Source organism: Sphingopyxis sp. Geo48 (assembly GCF_949769155.1).
In the GTDB taxonomy this organism is placed as follows: domain Bacteria; phylum Pseudomonadota; class Alphaproteobacteria; order Sphingomonadales; family Sphingomonadaceae; genus Sphingopyxis.
On the sequence record NZ_CATKPA010000002.1, the window covers coordinates 410,991 to 429,698 of the forward strand.

The window sequence follows — 18,708 nt, forward strand, 5'->3', positions numbered from 1 at the left end:
GCGGCTTTTTCGACCGATTGCGGACAATTAGGCAATGGTGCAATCTGGGACAATGACGCTAAACCGAACCTCCTCGCTTCTTTTGATTGTCGCGCTCTCAGGATGCAGCAATGCGAACGAAGGGACGGCGCGGGAGCAGATTGTTCACAGTCAAAATGCTGACCCTTCGGACGACCCCAGTTACGGCAATCCACAGCATATTGCGGCGCCATTTCGATATGTATTCGAGGAAAGTTCAGTCGAACTTTGCTCGGCATCGGTAACCCAAGACGCGCCAGCATGTCTTCATGATAGCCAACGATGCTGGCTGGTTTTCGATGACAAAGCCAATAAGGATATGGATCTGATAACTAACCAGCATTTTATCGCTGAAGAAGGAACATATTGGATCGAAGGCGTTGGCAAGATCACCACAGCCAACGGTGGTTTCGGTCATCAAGGTGCGTATGGATGCCAAGTCGAAATGACCAGTGTGAGCCGATTTGTTAAGATGCATAGCTAGGGGGGAGAGCCTTAACCCTATTACGTGATGTCCGCTTCCCACTCCAAAACCGACACCGCCCTCAAATAGGCCTTTCCTACATTATCCGGCTATGCCAGCCTTCATCCGGCTCTTTCATTTATGCGGTTGTTTGCGGGCGCGGCGACGGCGCGACGTACGGGGTGCTCGCAGCCTAGGGTGGGGTTCGAAGCAGCGCCGCACAGGGCTGAACTTTACTGAACTTTGGACCATCGCACGGCCCTCGGGCGGGCCGGATTCCGGGTCCAGACCGGAACGATAACAGGAGGCCAGGGCGGTTTGCCGCCGCTGAACGATCATTACCTCACCCCGGCACATCGGCTGTCACGCCGGCGCCACCTCCCACAGGATCAGCGCGGTCGCGTTGACATTCTCGCGCGCCTTCGCCGCGTCGAGCCGGGTCAGCTTCACGCTGCCCTTGAGCGCTCCCATCTCGATCATCGCGTCGATGACGACCACGCCGCCCGCGCCGATTTCGACATCCATCTCGGCCGCATTGGCGAGCTTCGCCTTCGCGGTCCCGACCTGAATGCGATGCGTGCCGGGTTCGACATCGGCCATCAACATCTGCCCCGACTTGATCTGGCCCGTCGCCGTGCCGTCCAGCGTGACGTTCATCCCCTGCAGCGCGGCGACGAAGCCGCGGCGGGTGATGTAGATGCGGCCCTTGCCTTCGGGCGCGCGCATTGCGCGGGCTTCGCCCAGCGCAGCGGTATCGCCCTTCTTGCCGCTCTTGTTGTTCGACAGCGCCCAAATGCAGAAGACGATCACGCCGATGAGGAGGAGGGGGGCGAGGATCAGCATCGTCGTCTCGCCGAGCAGGCTACCGAGCGACGGCCCCAGAAACGCCCCGAAGATCGCGGCTGCGAAGATGATCGTCAGCCACATCGCATTCTTGCTCATCGCGTCCTCCCTGTTTGTGCCCTCAGGCTGGCGCAAAATCTCCCGTCGCGTCGTCCATCACATGCAGCACGCCGTCGCTGATCGCGAAGAAGGCGCCGCGCAGTTTCAGGGTTCCGCGCTTTTCCTTCTCCTGGATACAGGGGAAAGTGCGCAGATTGGCTATGCTCACGCGCACAGCGGCCATTTCCATCGCACGTCCTGCCTCGCGATTGTCGATGTCGGGATGCGCAGCGCGAACCTCGGCGCCCGCGTCGTCCAGCATCGCAATCCAGTCGGCGATGAAGCCGCCACGACCGGGCTCTGCCCCTTCCATTGAGCGGTGAAGCGCCGCGTGGCAGCCGCCGCAGAGGCCGTGACCCATCACGACGATTTCCTCAACCTTCAGAAACTGCACCGCGAACTCGAGCGCGGCCGAAACGCCGTGACGGCCCGGCGTCGTCTCGAACGGGGGGACCAGCGCGGCAACGTTGCGCACGACAAAGATTTCGCCCGGATTCGTGTCGAAAATCTGCGAGGGCTCGACGCGGCTGTCGGAGCAAGCGATCACCATCACCTTGGGCGATTGCCCCTCGGCCAGCTCGTCCCAGCGGTCGCGCTGCTGCTGCCAGCCGCCGTTCCGAAAGCGGCGGTATCCATCGATCAGGTCTGCAAAGTGAGTCATGTCCGCCCCTTAGCATAGGTAGAGAGGTTGAGAAGAGGCGCGCACACGACTATGTGGGCGCCATGAACGCTCCCGCATCTACTCCCAGCCAGCGCGCGCGCAAGCCCGACTGGATCCGCGTCAAGGCTCCGACGAGCCCCGGCTACGCCGAAACGCGCAAGCTGATGCGCGAACTCAACCTGCACACGGTGTGCGAGGAAGCGGCGTGTCCGAACATCGGCGAGTGCTGGACCAAGAAGCACGCCACGGTGATGATTCTCGGCGACACCTGCACGCGCGCCTGCGCCTTCTGCAACGTCAAGACCGGGATGCCGCGTCCCGTCGATCTGCTCGAACCGGAGCATACGGCTGCGGCGGCAGCGAAGATGGGACTGACGCACATCGTCATCACCTCGGTCGACCGCGACGACCTGCCCGACGGCGGCGCCAGCCAGTTCGTGAAGGTGATCGAGGCGCTGCGCCGCGAAACTCCGCAGACGACGATCGAAATCCTGACCCCCGATTTCCGCAACAAGCCCGAAAGCGCGGTCGCGGCGATCGTCGACGCGCGTCCCGACGTTTACAATCACAATCTCGAAACCGTTCCGCGGCTTTATCCGACGATCCGTCCCGGCGCGCGCTATTATGCGTCGCTGCGACTGCTCGAAAGCGTCAAGCGCCGCGATCCGTCGATCTTCACCAAGTCGGGCATCATGCTCGGGCTTGGCGAGGAGCGGATGGAGGTCCACCAGGTGATGGACGATATGCGCAGCGCCGATATCGATTTCATGACGATGGGCCAGTATCTCCAGCCGACGCCGAAACATGCGAAGGTCGCCGAATTCGTGACGCCCAGGGCGTTCGATGCCTATGCGCAGATCGCCCGTGCCAAGGGCTTCCTGCAGGTCGCCTCATCGCCGCTGACACGGTCGAGCTATCATGCCGGCGACGATTTCGAGCGGATGCGCGCGGCGCGCGAGGAACAGCTCGCGCGCGATGCCCGGCCGGGACGGGTTGGGGCGGACTGATTGCCGCGGCATCACGAGACGCGCGAACTGCCGCACAGCGCCGAACAGATGTTCGCGCTGGTAACGGATATTGCGCGCTATCCCGAATTCCTGCCGTGGGTTATCGCGCTGCGCGTCCGCAGCGACAGTGAACATGAATCGGTGGCCGACATGATCGTCGGCTTCAAGGGGCTGCGCGAAAGCTTCTCGTGCCGCGTCCACAAGGAACGGCCGCGGACCGTGACTGTCAGCTATATCGACGGCCCGATGCGCCATCTGGAGAATGAATGGCATTTCGCGCCGCTCGAAAACGGCGGCTGCCGCGTCGATTTCATGGTCGATTTCTCGTTCCGCAGCCGCGTCTTCGAAACGCTCGCCGGGCAGATGTTCGACAAGGCGCTGCGCAAGATGATCGCCGCGTTTGAAACGCGCGCGGGCGAACTCTATGGCGCCGGAAGCGCGATATCCTCCGACGGTCGCAGCGCGTCCCTTTCGGGCTGAAGCAGGTCGAGCGCAAAGAGAGTCGCGGCCTGGCGGATCGCGGCGCGGTCGGTCGCTTCGAACTGAACACGCTGGGTGAAATAATCGTCGGGATCCTGGCCGCGCAGCGCGCGCGCGAAGACGACGAGGCCGACTGGCTTGCGTTCCGACCCGCCGCCGGGGCCAGCGATTCCGGTGATTGCCACCGCGACATCGGCGTCGCTGTTCGCGAGCGCGCCGGCGGCCATCGCCCATGCCGTCGCCAGCGCTACCTCGCCGAAGGTTTCGAGTATCTCGCTACTGACATCGAGCTGCTTCTGCTTCGCGTCGGCCGAATAGGTGATGAAGCCCGCCGAAAAGACGTCCGAGCTTCCGGCAATGTCGGTCAGCGCGGCGCTGACCATGCCGCCGGTGCAGCTTTCGGCGACTGCAATCCGCCTGCCCGCCGCACGGTTGGCGGCGAGGACCGCCGTGGCCAGTTGGTCGCGCTCGGCAAGGCGCGCTTCTGCGTCGAAAACCACTCTCAATTCTCCGGAAGTTCCAAGGTCGCTACGGCCTGCGCGGCGATCCCCTCGCGGCGGCCGGTGAAGCCCAGCCGCTCGGTCGTTGTGGCTTTCACACTAACGCGTTCGACCGGAATCGCAAGGATTTCGGCAATCCGTGCCCTGATGGCGGGGCGGTGCGGGCCGATTTTCGGGGCTTCGGCGATGATCATCAGATCGACGTGCGCGATATGACCATTGCGCGCCGCGACGCGCTCGCCGGCAAAGGCAAGGAAGCGGTGCGACGCCGCGCCGCGCCATTGCGGATCGCTGGGCGGGAAGTGGTCGCCGATATCCCCGTCCGACAGGGCGCCGAGGATAGCGTCGGTGATGGCGTGAAGCGCAACATCGGCATCGCTATGCCCTTCAAGTCCATGACTATGCGCGATTTCTATCCCGCCGATCCACAGCGGCTTGCCTGCAACCAGGCGGTGAACGTCATAGCCCATGCCGACCGCGGTTCGCATCGTTCCCGCTCCCAAAAGTCCCGCGAGGATTACCATATCCTCGGCATATGTCAGTTTGTGAAGCCGCGGGTCGCCCGGGACGGCAGCGACGGCAATGCCGAGCCGCCGGACCAGCTGCGCATCGTCGGTCGCCGCCGCTTCGACGGCCGCGGCGTGCGCGCGTCTGAGGATGCCCAGGCGGAATGCCTGCGGCGTCTGGACGCGCGCGAGGGCGCTGCGGTCGATGACCTCTCCCGCTTCGCCATGCGCCTGTTCGACGAGTGTATCGGGAACAGGCAGGGTCGGGATCGCCGCCGCCGAGGTTTCGAGCGCCGCAAGCAGCCGGTCGATGACATCGGTCGTCAATCCGGGGCGCGCGGCGTCGTGAACGAGGACCAGCGCCTCGTCCTCCCAATCGGCAAGGGTCTGCAAGGCATTGCCAACCGATTGCTGGCGCTCGGCGCCCGGTTCGGCGGAAATCCAGCCTTTCCCGATGCCATCCACGGCCGCCATGACGTCGCCATTCGCCACCAGTACGCCCAGTGAAATCGCCGGATGCGCGTCGAATGCATCGACGCTCCAGCGCAGCACGGCCTTGCCACCGAGCAATTCGAGTTGCTTTGGATGATCGAAACCCGCGCGCGTGCCAGAGCCCCCGGCAAGCAGGATCGCCGCGACGCGCGGAACGGTGGACGGCGTGGAGTCGGTCATCAGCCGCGCCGGTTAGCGCAGCCGCGCCTTGCGGGAAAGCCGCTTAGCGTGTAGGGGCTGCTCAAAATTTAGGCAATTCGAACGAAAGCTCCCCGCCATGGCGCCGCTCAGGCCCATTCAGATCGGCAATATCACCATCGCGGATCCCGTGATCCTCGCGCCGATGACGGGCGTCTCCGACCTGCCGTTCCGCAAGCTCGTCCGCTATTATGGCTCGGGGCTCAACGTCACCGAGATGATTGCCAGCCAGGCAGCGATCCGCGAGACGCGCCAATCGATCCAGAAGGCGGCGTGGGATCCGGTCGAAGAACCGGTGTCGATGCAGCTTGTCGGCTGCACTCCCTATGAGATGGGAGAGGCGGCGAAGCTCAACGAAGACCGCGGCGCCGCGATCATCGACATCAACATGGGCTGCCCGGTGCGCAAGGTGACCAACGGCGACGCAGGGTCGGCGCTGATGCGCGACCTGAAGCTCGCGGCGGCGTTGATCGACTCCTGCGTCAGAGCGGTGTCGGTTCCGGTCACGGTCAAGATGCGCATGGGTTGGGACCATGACAGCCTCAACGCCCCCGAGCTTGCGCATATCGCCGAGGATCTCGGCGCCAAGCTGGTCACGGTCCACGGCCGCACGCGCAACCAGATGTATCGCGGCGAGGCCGACTGGGCCTTTGTCCGCAAGGTCAAGGATGCGGTGTCGATCCCGGTGATCGTCAATGGCGACATCTGCTCGCCCGACGATGCCAAGACAGCGCTGGCGCAAAGCGGCGCCGACGGCGTGATGATCGGCCGCGGCGCCTATGGTCGCCCCTGGCTGCTCGGGCAGGTGATCGCGGCGCTGCGCGGCGAGGCCGAGCGGCCCGACCCCGGCATCGACGAACAATATGAAGTGATTACATCGCATTATCGTGCGATGATCGATCACTATGGCGAAATGACCGGCGTCAATATGGCGCGCAAACATCTGGGCTGGTACGTCAAGGGGCTGCACGGCTCGGCAGAGTTTCGTAACAAGGTCAACCAGATCCCCGACAGCAAGGGCGTCCTCGACGCGCTCGCAGCCTTTTACGGTCCATATCTGAGCAAGGCCGCTGCGTGAGCGCGCTGACGTCGAGCATCCCGACGTTTGACCATGACGAAATCATCCAGTCGCACCCGATCGCCACGCTGCTGATCGACAAGGGCGGAGTGATCCTGTTCGTCAACGCCGCCGCCGAGCAACTCTGCAATATCGGCCGCGCCGCGATGGTCGGGCGCGTCGTCTATGACGTCATCGGAATGGATCGCAGCTATCGCCAGCGGATGAACGACCCCGCGACCTCGGCGCTGTTCGCACACCGCGCGGAAATCTCGCTCGGCGGGCGCAAATCGGCGTTCGTCGACATGCAGATGGCGCCCTATGGTCGCAGCGGTCACCGCATCCTGACGCTTGTGCCCTCGCAGAGCGATGCCGAGCTGATGGGCGGTGCGATCGGACGGTCGGGCCGCGCGGCGGGGGCCGCGGCGTCGATGCTGGCGCACGAGATCAAGAACCCGCTCGCTGGGATCAAGGGCGCGGCGCAGCTTCTGGCGCGCAAGACCGACGCCAGCGGCGAGCGCTTTACGACGCTCATCTGCGCCGAAGTTGACCGGATTACCACCCTGATCGACCAGATGGAGCATTTCTCGCGCGGCCAGCCGATCGCTTGTGCGCCGCTCAATCTGTATCAGCCGATCCACCAGGCGATCGAAACCGCACGTGCACGGCAGTTTCCGGGCATTCGCTTTGCCGAGGATTTCGACCCCTCGCTGCCGCTCGTCCATGGCAATCATGACGCGGTCGTGCAGATACTGCTAAACCTGATCACCAATGGCTGCGAGGCGCTCGGCGGGCGCGACGACGGCGTGGTACGCGTCGCGACGGCATTCCGCCACGGCCTGTCGATCGACAATGGCGACGGCCGCGGCCGCATCGCGTTGCCGATCGAGGTCAGCGTCAGCGACAATGGCCCCGGCGTGCCCGCCGACATCCGCGGCGACCTGTTCGATCCCTTTGTGACCACCAAGCGCGAGGGCAGGGGGCTTGGCCTCGCGCTCGTCGCCAAGCTGGCGCGCGACATGGGCGGCACCGTCCAGCATATGCGCGACGGGGAATGGACCCGCTTCCGCGTCCACCTGCCGGCCGTGCCCAAGAAAGGCCGCGGCGAATGACCGGCAAGACGATCCTGCTCGTCGAGGATGATCCCGCGATCGCGCTGATCATCCGCGAGACGCTGACCGGCGAGTGCGGTACGTTCGTGTCTGTCGGCAGTGTCGGCGAACGCAACGCGTGGCTTGCCGACAACCGGCCCGATCTCATCATCACCGATGTCGTGCTGCCCGATGGCGACGGCATCGACTCGCTTCCCGGTGCCGGGGTCGATCCAGAGACGCCGGTGATCGTGCTGTCGGCGCAGAATACCCTCGATACCGCGGTGCGCGCGACGGGGATCGGCAGCTATGATTATCTGCCCAAGCCCTTTGACCTCGAAGAACTGACCGCAAGCGTCCGCGCTGCGCTCGAACGCAGCAACCAGCCGGCGGCGAAGGTCGATCCGGGGCAAGCCGACAGCCATGGTCTCGTCGGCCGTGCGCCGTCAATGCAGGCGGTCTATCGGACGATCGCGCGGCTCGCGACGAACGATCTTGCGGTGCTGATCCTCGGTGAATCAGGGACGGGCAAGGAAGTCGTCGCGCGCGCCATCCATGCGACGGGGCTGCGCCGCGCCGGTCCCTTTGTTGCCATCAACATGGCGGCGATCCCGCGCGAGCTGATCGAGGCCGAACTGTTCGGCCATGAAAAGGGAGCGTTCACCGGCGCGCACAGCCGCAACGCCGGCCGTTTCGAACAGGCAGCGGGAGGCACGCTCTTCCTCGACGAGATCGGCGACATGCCGCTCGAGGCGCAGACGCGGCTGCTGCGCGTGCTCCAGAGCAATGAATATTCGACCGTCGGCGGCAGCCATGCGCTGCGCGCCGACGTGCGCGTCATCGCCGCGACGCACCGCGACATGCGGACGCTCGTCGCCGATGGCCGCTTCCGCGAGGATCTTTTCTACCGGCTCAACGTCATTCCCGTGACTTTGCCGCCGCTGCGCGACCGGCGGAGCGATATCGCGGCGCTGGTGCGCCACTTCGTCGATGCCGGGCGCCATTCAGGGCTCCCCGACCGCCAGTTTGCGCCAGAGGCCATGCAATTGCTCGAACGGCACGACTGGCCGGGTAACGTCCGCGAGCTGGGCAACGTCGTCCAGCGGCTGGCCGTGCTGTCGCGCGATACGACGGTGACCCAGCGCGACGTCGAATCGGTGCTCCACGACAGCGGCGAGGGCGCGATGCCCGCCGACCCCGTCGACCTGATCGCGCGTGCGGTCGACGACTGGGCGCGCGAGCAGCTGGCCGCCGCGGATCATGACGGCGAGATTCACGAGCGGCTGGAGGCGATCGTCGAGGCCGCGCTGCTTCGCCGGACGCTGCGCGAAGTGCGCGGAAATCAGCTCGAAGCCGCTCGCCGGCTGGGAATTAATCGCAATACGTTGCGCAAGCGGCTGGGCCAGCTCGATATCGATCCCGCACAACCCTGACGATCTGATCGGCCGGAGCCGGTAATCGATCGCCGAGCGCACTTTGTGTGTTTTCTATGCAACAGCTTTGTCGTAACAAGGCAACAATGGAGCCCGCCGCTTCCCCCCTTCAAGCAAGTGAACTACCCGCCGCGGGCGCCAGTTCGCGCGGTTGGCACTTTGCCGCGCCCGAATATTACACGCTGGCGGTGATCGTCAGCGTCGCACTCGCGACTTATATCTTCGTTACCGGCGACGCGCAGAGCGAGAGACTGCTGACTCCGGGACTGGTTGCGGCGATCATGATCGTGAACCTTGTCCCGGCGATGGCGCTGATCGTCCTCGTCGGCAGCCGCGTCGCGCGTGCGCGCGCCGAGCGATCGATGGCGGGAGGCAACGGACGGCTGCACGTCCGGCTGGTCGCGCTCTTCTCGCTGATCGCAGCGGCCCCGACGCTGCTGGTGGTGATCTTCGCGTCGCTGCTCTTCCAATATGGCGTCGATTTCTGGTTCTCCGATCGATCGCGCGGCATGTTCGAAAATGCCGCGGGCCTCGCGCAAGGCTATTATCAGGAAAACCAGCGCGAAGTCGGCGCGAACACCATCGCAATGTCCAAGGATATCGGGGCGTTCCTGCAGCGGGTTCCGATCGACGATCCGGCCTTCTCCAACTATTATCTGCAGCAGGTCGTCGTCCGGAACCTCAATGAATCGGCGATAATTGAGATCGGTGCCGATGGCGTTGCCCGCACGCCGGCGATGATCGACCCGGACAACCGCGCGGCCGAAAGCCGTATCTCGCCCTCGATGGTCGAACGCCTCGATCGCGGGCAGGATGTCGTCGTCGTCCGGCGATCGGACCGGATCGAGGCGGCGACGCGCTTGCCAGGGACGCGGCGCGCCTATCTCTATGCCTCGCGCGACGCCAATGTGCTGGGTTTCCAGCAGTCAGAACGCGCGCGGACCGTCCTCGCCGATTACAACGGGCTGTTCCAGCGCTCGCAGCAGTTGCAGCTTCAGTTCAACGGCGCGCTTTATCTTGGATCGCTGCTGCTTCTCGCGCTCGCGGTGATCGCCGCGATCGTCGTTGCCGACCGCATCGTGCGCCCGCTCGGTACCTTGATCGGGGCGACGCGGACCGCGGCGGGCGGCGATCTGTCGGTGCGCGTGACGCCGCCGGCGCGCGATGACGAAATCGCGGTGCTGACGCGCGCATTCAACCGGATGACCGAACAGCTCGAGGGGCAGACGGGGGCACTCGTCAGCGTCAACGAACAGCTCGAAACGCGCCGCAGCTTCATCGAGGCGGTGCTGTCCGGCGTCTCGTCGGCAGTCGTCTCGGTCGATGCCGAACACCGCATCCTGCTCGCCAACTCAGCCGCCGAGCATCTGATCGGGCAGAGCGCCGGGGAATTGACCGGCCAGCCCCTCGCCGATGTCGCGCCGGAACTCGCGCGGCTGCTGACCAGCGAAGAGCATGAGGCGATCGTGCAACTGGCGCGGCGCGACGCGGAGCCGGCGACGCTTGCGGCAAAGGCGGTGGCGCAGGGCGACGGCTATGTGCTGAGTTTCGAGGATATCACGCAGCAATTGCTCGACCAGCGCCGCGCGGCCTGGTCCGACGTCGCGCGCCGGATCGCGCACGAGATCAAGAATCCGCTGACCCCGATCCAGCTTGCGGCCGAGCGGCTCCAGCGGCGGTTCGGCGCGAAGGTCGAAGGCGACGAGGCGACCTTCCGCCGCCTGACCGACACGATCATCCGTCAGGTTCACGACATGCGCCGCATGGTCGACGAATTTTCGAGCTTCGCGCGAATGCCCAAACCGACCTTCGGCGTCGAGGATGTTCGCGATATCCTGCGCCAGGCGGTGTTCCTGTTCGAGGTTGCGAAGCCCGATATCCAGTTCAGCGTGAAGACCCCGAACGAGATCGAACCGCTGGTGTGCGACCGCCGGCTGTTGTCGCAAGCCCTTACCAATATCGTCAAAAACGCTGTGGAAGCGATTGAAGAAAATTCGAAAGATTCAGAATCTCCTCCAATCGGCCATATCCGCGCCGAGCTGGACATCGGGCGCGACGATGCCATTGTCATCCGCATTTCCGACGACGGAATCGGATTGCCGGAGGCACGCGACGCGATCGCCGAACCCTATATGACGACGCGGCAGGGCGGCACCGGGCTCGGTCTCGCGATCGTGAAGAAGATCGTCGAGCAGCATTATGGCGAGCTCGATTTCTGCGACAATCCGGCGGGGCAGGGGACGTGCGTGACGCTGACGCTGCAACCCGACCGGCTGCGACCGCTCGCGGGTAAGGGCGGCGACTTGGTGACAGGGCAGATTGAATCGGTTCCGGGGCGGATCCGGAACCGGCAAGGCAAAGAAGAATATGGCGCTTGATATACTGATCGTCGACGACGAGCGTGACATCTGCGAACTGGTGGCCGGCGTCATGGAGGACGAGGGCTATGAGGCGCGCACCGCGTCCGACAGCGACGCCGCGCTGGAAGCGATCCGCCAGCGCAGGCCTTCGCTCGCGCTGATCGACGTGTGGCTGCAAGGATCGCGTCTCGACGGGCTGGGGCTGGTCGAGGCGATCAAGGCGTTCGATCCGACGTTGCCGATCATCGTCATATCGGGGCACGGCGGGCTCGACACCGCGGTCGCGGCGATCCGCCGCGGGGCGTTCGATTTCATCGAAAAGCCGTTCGAGGCCGAGCGGCTGCTGCATCTCGTCGCGCGCGCGACCGAGAGCGAGCGGTTGAAATTCGAGTATGAGCAACTTCGCGAAAAGGCCGGCCCCGCCGACGAACTGACCGGAACCAGCGCTGCGATCAACAATGTCCGCGCGACACTGAAGCGCGTTGCCGGCACCGGTAGCCGCGTGCTCATCACGGGTGCGCCGGGGGTGGGGAAGGAGGTTGCCGCGCGCGTCCTTCATGGCTGGAGCGGGCGGCAGAATGCCCCGTTCCGTGTCATTTCCTCCGCCCGGATGGATCCCGAGACGGTCGAGACCGAGCTGTTCGGGTCGGAGGCCGAGGACGGTTCGATCCGCGTCGGCCTGCTCGAACAGGCGCATGGTGGAACGCTGTTCCTTGACGAGGTCGCGGACATGCCGCTGACCACGCAGGGCAAGGTTCTGCGCGTCCTGACCGACCAGAGCTTCACCCGCGTCGGCGGACGGACGATGATCCGCGTCGACGTCCGCATCATCTCGGGCTCGGCGCGCGACCTCAAGACCGAGATCGCGGAGAGCCGGTTTCGCGAGGATCTCTATTACCGGCTGAACGTCGTGCCGGTGCATATCCCGCCGCTGCGCGAACGGCGTGACGATATCGCCAGTCTCTGCGACCATTTCGTCCGGCGCTACGCCGCCGACCGCCGCGCGCCGCCGCCCGAAATCAGCGCCGAAGCAATGGCTGCACTGCAAGCCCACGATTGGCCGGGAAATGTCCGCGAACTGCGCAACGTGATCGAACGTGTGATGATCCTCGCGCCGAGTGACAGGCTGGGCCGGATCGACGCCGACATGCTGCCCTCCGAGCTGGTTCGCGGCGGCACCGACATATTGCCCGGCAGCGAATCGATCACCGCCATTCCGCTCAAGGAAGCACGCGAGAATTTCGAGCGCGAATATCTGCGCATCCAGATCAACCGTTTTTCGGGCAATATCTCGCGCACTGCGACCTTCATCGGCATGGAGCGGTCGGCGCTGCACCGCAAACTGAAGCTGTTGGGATTGACGGATAATCCCGAAGGCGAGGGGTGACGGCTTTGCGCTAGACCTGCGGCAAGCTTTGCCGCATATTGCCGCCTGCGATGAAGGCTAGAATGCCGGAGAACCGGCGCCGCACCCGCGGTCCTACCGCCAAGAACAGGAGGCAAATGTGTCCGATAAAAATCAGAATCTCCAAGATCTTTTCCTCAACGCCCTTCGCCGCAGCAAGACGCCCGTCACGATGTTCCTCGTCAAGGGCGTGAAGCTTCAGGGCATCATCACCTGGTTCGACAATTTCTCGCTGTTGCTGCGCCGCGACGGCCAGTCACAGCTCGTTTACAAACATGCGATCTCGACGGTGATGCCGTCGCACGACTTCGACGTCGGCGCGCTCGGCGCGGACCTTCGCGAAGCGCCCGCGAGCAAGGGCAAGGCGTTGCAGGACGTGTTCCTGAACGCGGTGCGCCGCTCGGACGAGTCGGTGACGATGTTCCTTGTCAACGGTGTGATGCTGCAGGGCGATATCGTGGCGTTCGACCTCTTCTGCATGTTGCTCGAGCGCGAGCGGCAGGTGCAGCTCGTCTACAAGCACGCGATCTCTACCGTGCAGCCCAACGGGCCGATCAACCTGACCGATAATGGCGAAGAGGACGGCGAAGCCGGCGCCTGACCTTGGGACGATGACCGCCAGCGAAGATGAAGTGACGCGCGGCGCCGCCGCGCTGCTCGTCGTGCCCGAATGGCACGCGCAGCGCCTGTCGCGCGACCTCGACGCGCGCGTCGAGGAAGCGAAGGGGCTGGCGGTAGCGATCGGACTCAATGTCGTCGCGGTGCACCCGCTGCGGCTGCGCCAGACCCGCGCGGCAACCCTGCTCGGTGTCGGCCAGATCGAAGCGATCAAGCCCGACATCGCGATGGAGGGCGTGCAGCTCGTCATTGTCGATGCGGCGCTCACCGCGATCCAGCAGCGCAACCTTGAAACCGAGTTCGGGACCAAGGTGATCGATCGTACCGGGCTGATCCTCGAAATCTTCGGCGAGCGTGCCGCGACCGCCGAAGGGCGGTTGCAGGTCGAACTCGCGCATCTCGACTATCAGGCGGGGCGGCTGGTGCGCAGCTGGACCCACCTCGAGCGCCAGCGCGGCGGCTTCGGCTTCCTCGGCGGGCCGGGCGAGACGCAGATCGAGGCTGACCGCCGGATGATCCGCAACCGCATGGCGCGCATCCGCCGAAGCTTGGAGGATGCGCGCCGGACGCGGCAATTGCAGCGCGCCAAGCGGCAACGCGCGCCTTGGCCGGTAATCGCACTGGTCGGCTATACCAATGCCGGAAAATCGACCTTTTTCAATCGCCTGACGGGAAGTGACGTCATGGCGGAAGATATGCTTTTCGCGACCCTCGATCCGACGATGCGCGAAATCCGGCTACCCGGCATCGACAAGGCGATCCTGTCGGATACCGTGGGCTTCGTGTCCGACCTGCCGACCGAACTCGTCGCCGCGTTCCGAGCCACGCTGGAGGAGGTCACCACCGCTGACCTGATCGTTCATGTCCGCGACATCGTCCATCCCGACAGCGACGCGCAATATGACGATGTGCGGGCGATCCTCGATTCACTCGGCGTCAATGGACCGCGCGACGGGGAGGGGGAGGACGCTCCCGATGCGGTTCCGCAGATCGAAATCTGGAACAAGATCGACACCGCCGACGCCGACCGCCGCGCGCAGATCGAGGAGATGGCGGCGCGGCGTCCCGACGTCGCGATCATCTCGGCTGTGAGCGGCGAGGGCGTCGAGGCGGCGCGCGCGCTCATGGCGTCGCAATTGACTGCGCAGCACAAGGTGGAGCGCATCTTCCTCCGTTTCGATCAGGGCGAAGCGATGGCGTGGCTCCACGCGCGCGGAGAAGTCCTGTCCGACCTGCCCGAGGGCGAGGGGCATATGCTCACGGTGCGCCTCGACCCGGCCGATCGCGCGCGGTTCGAGCGGCTGTGGCCGCCGAGCGTCGCGTAGGGGCCCGACCCTAGGAGCGCTCCGACGCCTTGACCGCCTGCCAATGCATTTCGAGCGTATCGAGCGGCAGTTTCGCAATATCGGGTCCGGCACGGTCCTCGACAGCCTGGAAGCGGCGTGCAAACTTGTCGTTGGCGGCGCGCAGCGCGCTTTCGGCATCGACACCAAGATGGCGCGCATAGTTTACGACCGCGAACAGCAGGTCGCCGATCTCTTCGGCGCGCGCTGCATCGTCGGGTGCCGTCACGACTTCAGCAAGTTCTTCGGGGATCTTTTCACGCGGCCCGTCGGCGTCGGGCCAATCGAAGCCGACGCGCGCGGCGCGGCCCTGCAGCTTCTGCGCGCGTAACAGGGCTGGCAGCGAAAGCGCGACGCCGTCGAGCGCACTCTTGGGGCCGTCCGATGCGCGTTCGGCTGCCTTGATCGTTTCCCATTGGACGCGCACATCGTCCGTCCGCACATCGCCGAAGATATGCGGGTGCCGGCGCTCCATCTTGTCGCTGATCGCGGTCGCGACATCGTCGAATCCGAACAGGCCTCCATCGGTCGCGATCTGGCTGTGGAATACGACCTGGAGCAATAAGTCGCCAAGCTCGTCGCAGATCGCGGCAGGGTCGCCGCCGGCGATCGCGTCGGCGACCTCATAGGCTTCCTCGATCGTATAGGGCGCGATCGTCGAGAAGTTCTGCGCGAGATCCCATTCGCATCCACCATCGGGGTCACGCAATTTTGCCATGACGGCAAGCAGGCGGTCGATGGGGGACTGGACCAGGGGGGCCGCGGATTCGCTCATCTATTTATCCGATAATATATATTATGTTAAATATGATATGTCGGGGAGCGAGGGACTTAACCCCCTCGTGCCACTTGAAACGTCCAGATCGCCAGAAACACCAGCGCGAAAATCGCCGCCCACGCGAGCGCCATCTTGACGCCATCGGCCAGCTTGATCCGGCGCGCGACGAGCGCGCTGATCACTAGGGTTAGCGCGCCGGCGAACCAGATCAGCTCGACCGTCGTGTCGCCGCTCATAATTGGACCTCTAACCCATCATAGCCGGGTTCGACACCCGGTGGCAGTTCGGCCGCAAGGTCGTCATAATCCATCGTGTTGTCCATATGCGTGATGATAGCGCGCGGATTGCCGACCTTGGCAAGTCCTTCGAGGCTCATCGCCAAATGCGGATGCGTCGGATGCGGATAGCGGCGGAGCGCGTCGATGACGAACAGGTCGACCCCTTGAAAGAACTCAACCATTTCGTCCGTAAATTTAGAGAAATCAGTGGCATAGCCGATCCTGTGCGCACCATCGCTGAAGATAAGCCCGGTCGCCTTGATCGGGCCGTGCGGCATTTCGAGCGCCGAGACTTCGATCGGGCCGATCGATTGATGGTCGTGAAGGTCGATCGGATCGACCGACGCCGGATAGCCGGCATTTCCCGCGAACGCATAAGTGAATCGCCACTTCAGAATGTCGAGTACATGGTCGCGGGCATAGACCGGCACCGCGGAGCGCCGCAGATGCATCACCTGACGCAGATCGTCGAGCCCGTGCGTGTGGTCGGCATGTTCGTGCGTCCAGATCACCGCGTCGATTTCGCCGACGCATGCGTCGAGCAGCTGCAGGCGCATGTCGGGGCTGGTGTCGACAAGGATACGAAAGCCACCCAGCGACACCATGATCGATGCGCGACTGCGCAGGTTGCGCGGATTGTCGGGATCGCACGCGCCCCAGTCGTTGCCGATCCGCGGCACGCCCGAGGACGTCCCGCAGCCAAGAATTCTCAGTTTCATGGGCGCTGCGACGTCATGGTGCGGCCTTGTTGAAAAGCGCATAGAAATTGGCGCTGGTCGCCGCCGCCAGGGCCTCACGATCCTCGTCGCGCAGCTCGGCCAGGAAAGCCAGCGTATCGGCGACGAACGCGGGTTCTCCTGTCTTGCCGCGATGCGGGACGGGGGCGAGGAAGGGGGAGTCGGTCTCGATCAGCAGCCGGTCCTGCGGCAGCCATTTCGCGGTCGCTTGCAGGTCGGCGGCGTTCTTGAACGTCACGATGCCCGAAATCGAGATGAAGAGCCCGAGGTCCAACGCTTGCCGCGCGAAATCGTCGCTCGCGGTGAAGCAATGGATCACGCCGGGGAAGGTCGCCCTGCCCATCTCCTCGCCGAGCAAAGCGAGCGTGTCGGCCTCGGCATCGCGCGTGTGGACGATCACCGGCAGGCCCGTTTCCTGCGATGCGTGGATATGGCGGCGGAAGCTGTCCTGCTGCCGGACGCGGTCGCTCTTGTCGTAATAATAGTCGAGCCCGGTCTCGCCGATCCCGATCACGCGCGGATGCGCCGCGCGAGCGACGAGCTTCGCGGTATCAACGTCGGGATGATGATCGGCGTCGTGCGGATGGATGCCGACACTCGCCCAGACGTCATCATTCGCCTCGGCGGCGGCGAGGACATCGTCCCATTCGCTCTCGCGCGTCGCGATGTTGAGCATCGCGGTAACCCCCCTCTCCCGCGCGCGCGCCAGCACCTCGCCCTGCTGCTCGGCGAGCCCCTTGTAGTTGAGGTGGCAGTGCGAATCGACGAGCATCAGCCCTCCCCCTCTCCTTCCGGCAGTTCGAGGCGCGGGAAGATGGGGACAGGCTGGCCAACGGTGAAACCGCCAGCGGCGAGTTTGGCGAACCAGTCCTTGTCGGCGAGCGACGTGAAATCGCGCGCATCGGCGGCGATGCCCATCTGGTCGAGCAACTTGTCGGCGGCGTCGGGGACAACCGGACGGATTGCGATCGCGAGGGTACGGACCGCCTGGAACAGCGTCATCAGCACCGCGCGCATCCGCTCGGGGTCGGTTTTGCGGAGCGCCCAGGGCGCTTGCGTGTCTACATATTGATTGCAGGCGAAAACGGCGCGGATCCAGTCCTCGATCCCGACCGAGAAGGCGAGCTGCTCGAATTCGCGTGGAAGTTGCGTCCGAGCCATGTCATTGACAGCGTGCATCAGCGTGAGATCGTCTTGCGCCGGCGTGTAATCAGCCGACACTACACCATTCAAATTCTTGAAAATCATCGATAAGCTGCGCTGTGCGAGATTGCCGAAGCTGTTCGCCAAATCGGCATTCGCGGTGCGGACGATCGCCTCGGCCGAATAGCTGCCGTCCTGCCCGAAGCTGACTTCGCGAAGCAGATAATAGCGAAGCGCGTCGACCCCGAACCGTTCGGCAAGCTCCATCGGATCGACGACATTGCCGAGCGACTTCGACATCTTTTCGCCGCGGTTGAGCAGGAAGCCGTGACCGAAGACCTGCTTGGGCAGGGGCAGATTGGCGCTCATCAGGAAAGCCGGCCAGTAAACGGTATGAAAACGCACGATATCCTTGCCGATCATATGGATATTCGCGGGCCAGAATTTGCCCCACTCGCCGTCGAGGTCGGGATAGCCGAGCGCCGACATATAAGTGGTGAGAGCATCGACCCAGACATACATGACATGCCCCGGCGAGTCCGGCACCGGCACGCCCCAGTCGAAGCTGGTCCGCGAGACGCTGAGATCCTTGAGCCCGCCCTCGACGAAACGCAGCACCTCGTTGCGCCGGCTTTCGGGGCGGATGAAGTCGGGGTTTTCATTATAGAGCGCGAGCAATTTATCCTGATAGGCGGACAGTCGGAAGAACCAGCTTTCCTCGACGGTCCATTCTACCGGTGTGCCCTGCGGCGAGAGCTTGCTCTCCCCTTCCCCCTGCACGAGTTCGCTTTCGTCGTAGAAGGCCTCGTCGCGGACCGAATACCAGCCCTCGTAGCGGTCGAGATAAAGGTCGCCATTCGCTTCCATCGCGCGCCATAGCGCCTGCGATGCCGCATGGTGCGCGGGGTCCGATGTACGCATGAAATGATCGAAGCTGATATTCAGTTTTCTGTACATCTCACGGAAATACCCCGACATTTCATCGGCGAGTTCGATCGTTGGGCGCCCTTGGTCGCGCGCCGTCTGGTACATTTTCAGGCCATGTTCGTCGGTCCCCGTCGTCAGCCGCACGTCGCGCCCGCGCATCCGCTGAAAGCGCGCCATCACGTCGGTCGCAATGGCCTCATAGGCATGGCCGATATGGGGGCGGCCGTTGGGGTAGCTGATGGCGGTGGTGATGTAGAAAGGTTCAGACATG

Annotated in this window: 19 protein-coding genes; 10 read left to right on the forward strand and 9 right to left on the reverse strand. The window is 64.2% G+C overall.

Annotated elements, in window-relative coordinates; translation table 11 throughout:
• Window positions 1-52 precede the first annotated feature (52 nt).
• Entirely contained in the window at window positions 53-502 is a 450-nt protein-coding gene (locus QOL79_RS08795; protein ID WP_283419348.1) for a hypothetical protein, read from the forward strand.
• A 342-nt stretch (window positions 503-844) separates the two neighbouring features.
• Here QOL79_RS08795 and QOL79_RS08800 read toward each other — a convergent pair whose 3' ends face one another.
• Together QOL79_RS08800 and QOL79_RS08805 are read right to left on the reverse strand one after the other, a co-directional pair.
• Window positions 845-1,423 (reverse strand): DUF2846 domain-containing protein, encoded by a 579-nt coding sequence (locus QOL79_RS08800; protein WP_283419349.1) that lies wholly within the window; start codon window positions 1,421-1,423, stop codon window positions 845-847.
• Between the two features lie 22 nt (window positions 1,424-1,445).
• Window positions 1,446-2,084 carry a carbonic anhydrase gene (locus QOL79_RS08805; protein ID WP_283419350.1) on the reverse strand — a complete coding sequence of 213 codons (639 nt, stop codon included), beginning with the start codon at window positions 2,082-2,084 and terminating at the stop codon, window positions 1,446-1,448.
• A 62-nt stretch (window positions 2,085-2,146) separates the two neighbouring features.
• On the opposite strand from QOL79_RS08805, the gene lipA reads away from it, so the two are divergent.
• On the forward strand, window positions 2,147-3,091 hold the full coding sequence (gene lipA, locus QOL79_RS08810; RefSeq protein ID WP_349306416.1) for a lipoyl synthase: 945 nt from the start codon (window positions 2,147-2,149) through the stop codon (window positions 3,089-3,091).
• Window positions 3,092-3,571, forward strand: coding sequence for a type II toxin-antitoxin system RatA family toxin (locus tag QOL79_RS08815; protein WP_058455894.1), 480 nt, complete (start codon window positions 3,092-3,094; stop codon window positions 3,569-3,571).
• Here the strand turns inward: QOL79_RS08815 and QOL79_RS08820 are convergent.
• Both QOL79_RS08820 and QOL79_RS08825 read right to left on the reverse strand, forming a co-directional pair.
• A complete protein-coding gene (locus tag QOL79_RS08820; RefSeq protein ID WP_058455893.1) occupies window positions 3,514-4,071 on the reverse strand; it encodes a CinA family protein in 558 nt (185 codons plus the stop codon). The two genes, QOL79_RS08815 and QOL79_RS08820, sit on opposite strands and share 58 nt — an antisense overlap.
• Before the next feature lie 2 nt (window positions 4,072-4,073).
• A complete protein-coding gene (locus QOL79_RS08825; RefSeq protein WP_283419351.1) occupies window positions 4,074-5,249 on the reverse strand; it encodes a bifunctional 2-C-methyl-D-erythritol 4-phosphate cytidylyltransferase/2-C-methyl-D-erythritol 2,4-cyclodiphosphate synthase in 1,176 nt (391 codons plus the stop codon).
• Window positions 5,250-5,346: 97 nt separating this feature from the next.
• Here QOL79_RS08825 and dusB point away from each other — a divergent pair, with 97 nt between their 5' ends.
• From dusB to hflX, 7 genes are all read left to right on the forward strand, one after another.
• Window positions 5,347-6,345 carry a tRNA dihydrouridine synthase DusB gene (gene dusB / locus QOL79_RS08830; RefSeq protein WP_283419352.1) on the forward strand — a complete coding sequence of 333 codons (999 nt, stop codon included), beginning with the start codon at window positions 5,347-5,349 and terminating at the stop codon, window positions 6,343-6,345.
• A complete protein-coding gene (locus QOL79_RS08835; RefSeq protein WP_283419353.1) occupies window positions 6,342-7,436 on the forward strand; it encodes a two-component system sensor histidine kinase NtrB in 1,095 nt (364 codons plus the stop codon). The genes dusB and QOL79_RS08835 overlap by 4 nt, the downstream gene beginning before the upstream one ends.
• The gene (gene ntrC / locus QOL79_RS08840) at window positions 7,433-8,848 is read left to right on the forward strand and encodes a nitrogen regulation protein NR(I) (RefSeq protein ID WP_283419354.1); all 1,416 of its coding nucleotides are present in this window, start codon (window positions 7,433-7,435) and stop codon (window positions 8,846-8,848) included. The genes QOL79_RS08835 and ntrC overlap by 4 nt, the downstream gene beginning before the upstream one ends.
• Window positions 8,849-8,934: 86 nt before the next feature.
• The gene (locus tag QOL79_RS08845) at window positions 8,935-11,226 is read left to right on the forward strand and encodes a sensor histidine kinase (protein WP_283419355.1); all 2,292 of its coding nucleotides are present in this window, start codon (window positions 8,935-8,937) and stop codon (window positions 11,224-11,226) included.
• The gene (gene ntrX / locus QOL79_RS08850; protein ID WP_058455887.1) at window positions 11,216-12,595 is read left to right on the forward strand and encodes a nitrogen assimilation response regulator NtrX; all 1,380 of its coding nucleotides are present in this window, start codon (window positions 11,216-11,218) and stop codon (window positions 12,593-12,595) included. Before QOL79_RS08845 ends, ntrX begins: the two co-directional genes overlap by 11 nt.
• Window positions 12,596-12,713: 118 nt before the next feature.
• Window positions 12,714-13,214: an RNA chaperone Hfq gene (gene hfq / locus QOL79_RS08855; RefSeq protein WP_502957481.1), complete on the forward strand. Its 501-nt coding sequence runs from the start codon at window positions 12,714-12,716 to the stop codon at window positions 13,212-13,214.
• Between the two features lie 10 nt (window positions 13,215-13,224).
• The gene (gene hflX, locus QOL79_RS08860) at window positions 13,225-14,556 is read left to right on the forward strand and encodes a GTPase HflX (RefSeq protein WP_283419356.1); all 1,332 of its coding nucleotides are present in this window, start codon (window positions 13,225-13,227) and stop codon (window positions 14,554-14,556) included.
• Between the two features lie 10 nt (window positions 14,557-14,566).
• Here hflX and mazG read toward each other — a convergent pair whose 3' ends face one another.
• Genes mazG through metG form a run of 5 tightly spaced genes read right to left on the reverse strand, consistent with a single transcriptional unit; the run spans window position 14,567 to window position 18,707 of the window.
• On the reverse strand, window positions 14,567-15,349 hold the full coding sequence (gene mazG / locus QOL79_RS08865; protein WP_283419357.1) for a nucleoside triphosphate pyrophosphohydrolase: 783 nt from the start codon (window positions 15,347-15,349) through the stop codon (window positions 14,567-14,569).
• A 56-nt stretch (window positions 15,350-15,405) separates the two neighbouring features.
• Window positions 15,406-15,588, reverse strand: a complete 183-nt coding sequence (locus QOL79_RS08870; RefSeq protein ID WP_283419358.1) for a hypothetical protein — start codon at window positions 15,586-15,588, stop codon at window positions 15,406-15,408.
• Entirely contained in the window at window positions 15,585-16,349 is a 765-nt protein-coding gene (locus QOL79_RS08875; protein ID WP_283419359.1) for an MBL fold metallo-hydrolase, read from the reverse strand. The genes QOL79_RS08870 and QOL79_RS08875 overlap by 4 nt, the downstream gene beginning before the upstream one ends.
• 13 nt (window positions 16,350-16,362) lie before the next feature.
• A complete protein-coding gene (locus QOL79_RS08880; protein WP_204992771.1) occupies window positions 16,363-17,139 on the reverse strand; it encodes a TatD family hydrolase in 777 nt (258 codons plus the stop codon).
• On the reverse strand, window positions 17,139-18,707 hold the full coding sequence (metG, locus tag QOL79_RS08885; RefSeq protein WP_283419360.1) for a methionine--tRNA ligase: 1,569 nt from the start codon (window positions 18,705-18,707) through the stop codon (window positions 17,139-17,141). Before metG ends, QOL79_RS08880 begins: the two co-directional genes overlap by 1 nt.
• Between the last annotated feature and the right edge of the window lies 1 nt (window position 18,708).

Bases quoted from the DNA above. Each gene is read 5' to 3' on its own strand.
- QOL79_RS08795 (WP_283419348.1), top strand. From the start codon at position 53: ATGACGCTAAACCGAACCTCCTCGCTTCTTTTGATTGTCGCGCTCTCA.
- QOL79_RS08880 (WP_204992771.1), bottom strand. From the start codon at position 17,139: ATGCTCGTCGATTCGCACTGCCACCTCAACTACAAGGGGCTCGCCGAG.
- QOL79_RS08845 (WP_283419355.1), top strand. From the start codon at position 8,935: ATGGAGCCCGCCGCTTCCCCCCTTCAAGCAAGTGAACTACCCGCCGCG.
- lipA (WP_349306416.1), top strand. From the start codon at position 2,147: ATGAACGCTCCCGCATCTACTCCCAGCCAGCGCGCGCGCAAGCCCGAC.
- QOL79_RS08875 (WP_283419359.1), bottom strand. From the start codon at position 16,349: ATGAAACTGAGAATTCTTGGCTGCGGGACGTCCTCGGGCGTGCCGCGG.
- QOL79_RS08805 (WP_283419350.1), bottom strand. From the start codon at position 2,084: ATGACTCACTTTGCAGACCTGATCGATGGATACCGCCGCTTTCGGAAC.
- ntrC (WP_283419354.1), top strand. From the start codon at position 7,433: ATGACCGGCAAGACGATCCTGCTCGTCGAGGATGATCCCGCGATCGCG.
- ntrX (WP_058455887.1), top strand. From the start codon at position 11,216: ATGGCGCTTGATATACTGATCGTCGACGACGAGCGTGACATCTGCGAA.
- dusB (WP_283419352.1), top strand. From the start codon at position 5,347: ATGGCGCCGCTCAGGCCCATTCAGATCGGCAATATCACCATCGCGGAT.
- hflX (WP_283419356.1), top strand. From the start codon at position 13,225: ATGACCGCCAGCGAAGATGAAGTGACGCGCGGCGCCGCCGCGCTGCTC.
- QOL79_RS08800 (WP_283419349.1), bottom strand. From the start codon at position 1,423: ATGAGCAAGAATGCGATGTGGCTGACGATCATCTTCGCAGCCGCGATC.
- metG (WP_283419360.1), bottom strand. From the start codon at position 18,707: ATGTCTGAACCTTTCTACATCACCACCGCCATCAGCTACCCCAACGGC.
- QOL79_RS08870 (WP_283419358.1), bottom strand. From the start codon at position 15,588: ATGAGCGGCGACACGACGGTCGAGCTGATCTGGTTCGCCGGCGCGCTA.
- mazG (WP_283419357.1), bottom strand. From the start codon at position 15,349: ATGAGCGAATCCGCGGCCCCCCTGGTCCAGTCCCCCATCGACCGCCTG.
- QOL79_RS08825 (WP_283419351.1), bottom strand. From the start codon at position 5,249: ATGACCGACTCCACGCCGTCCACCGTTCCGCGCGTCGCGGCGATCCTG.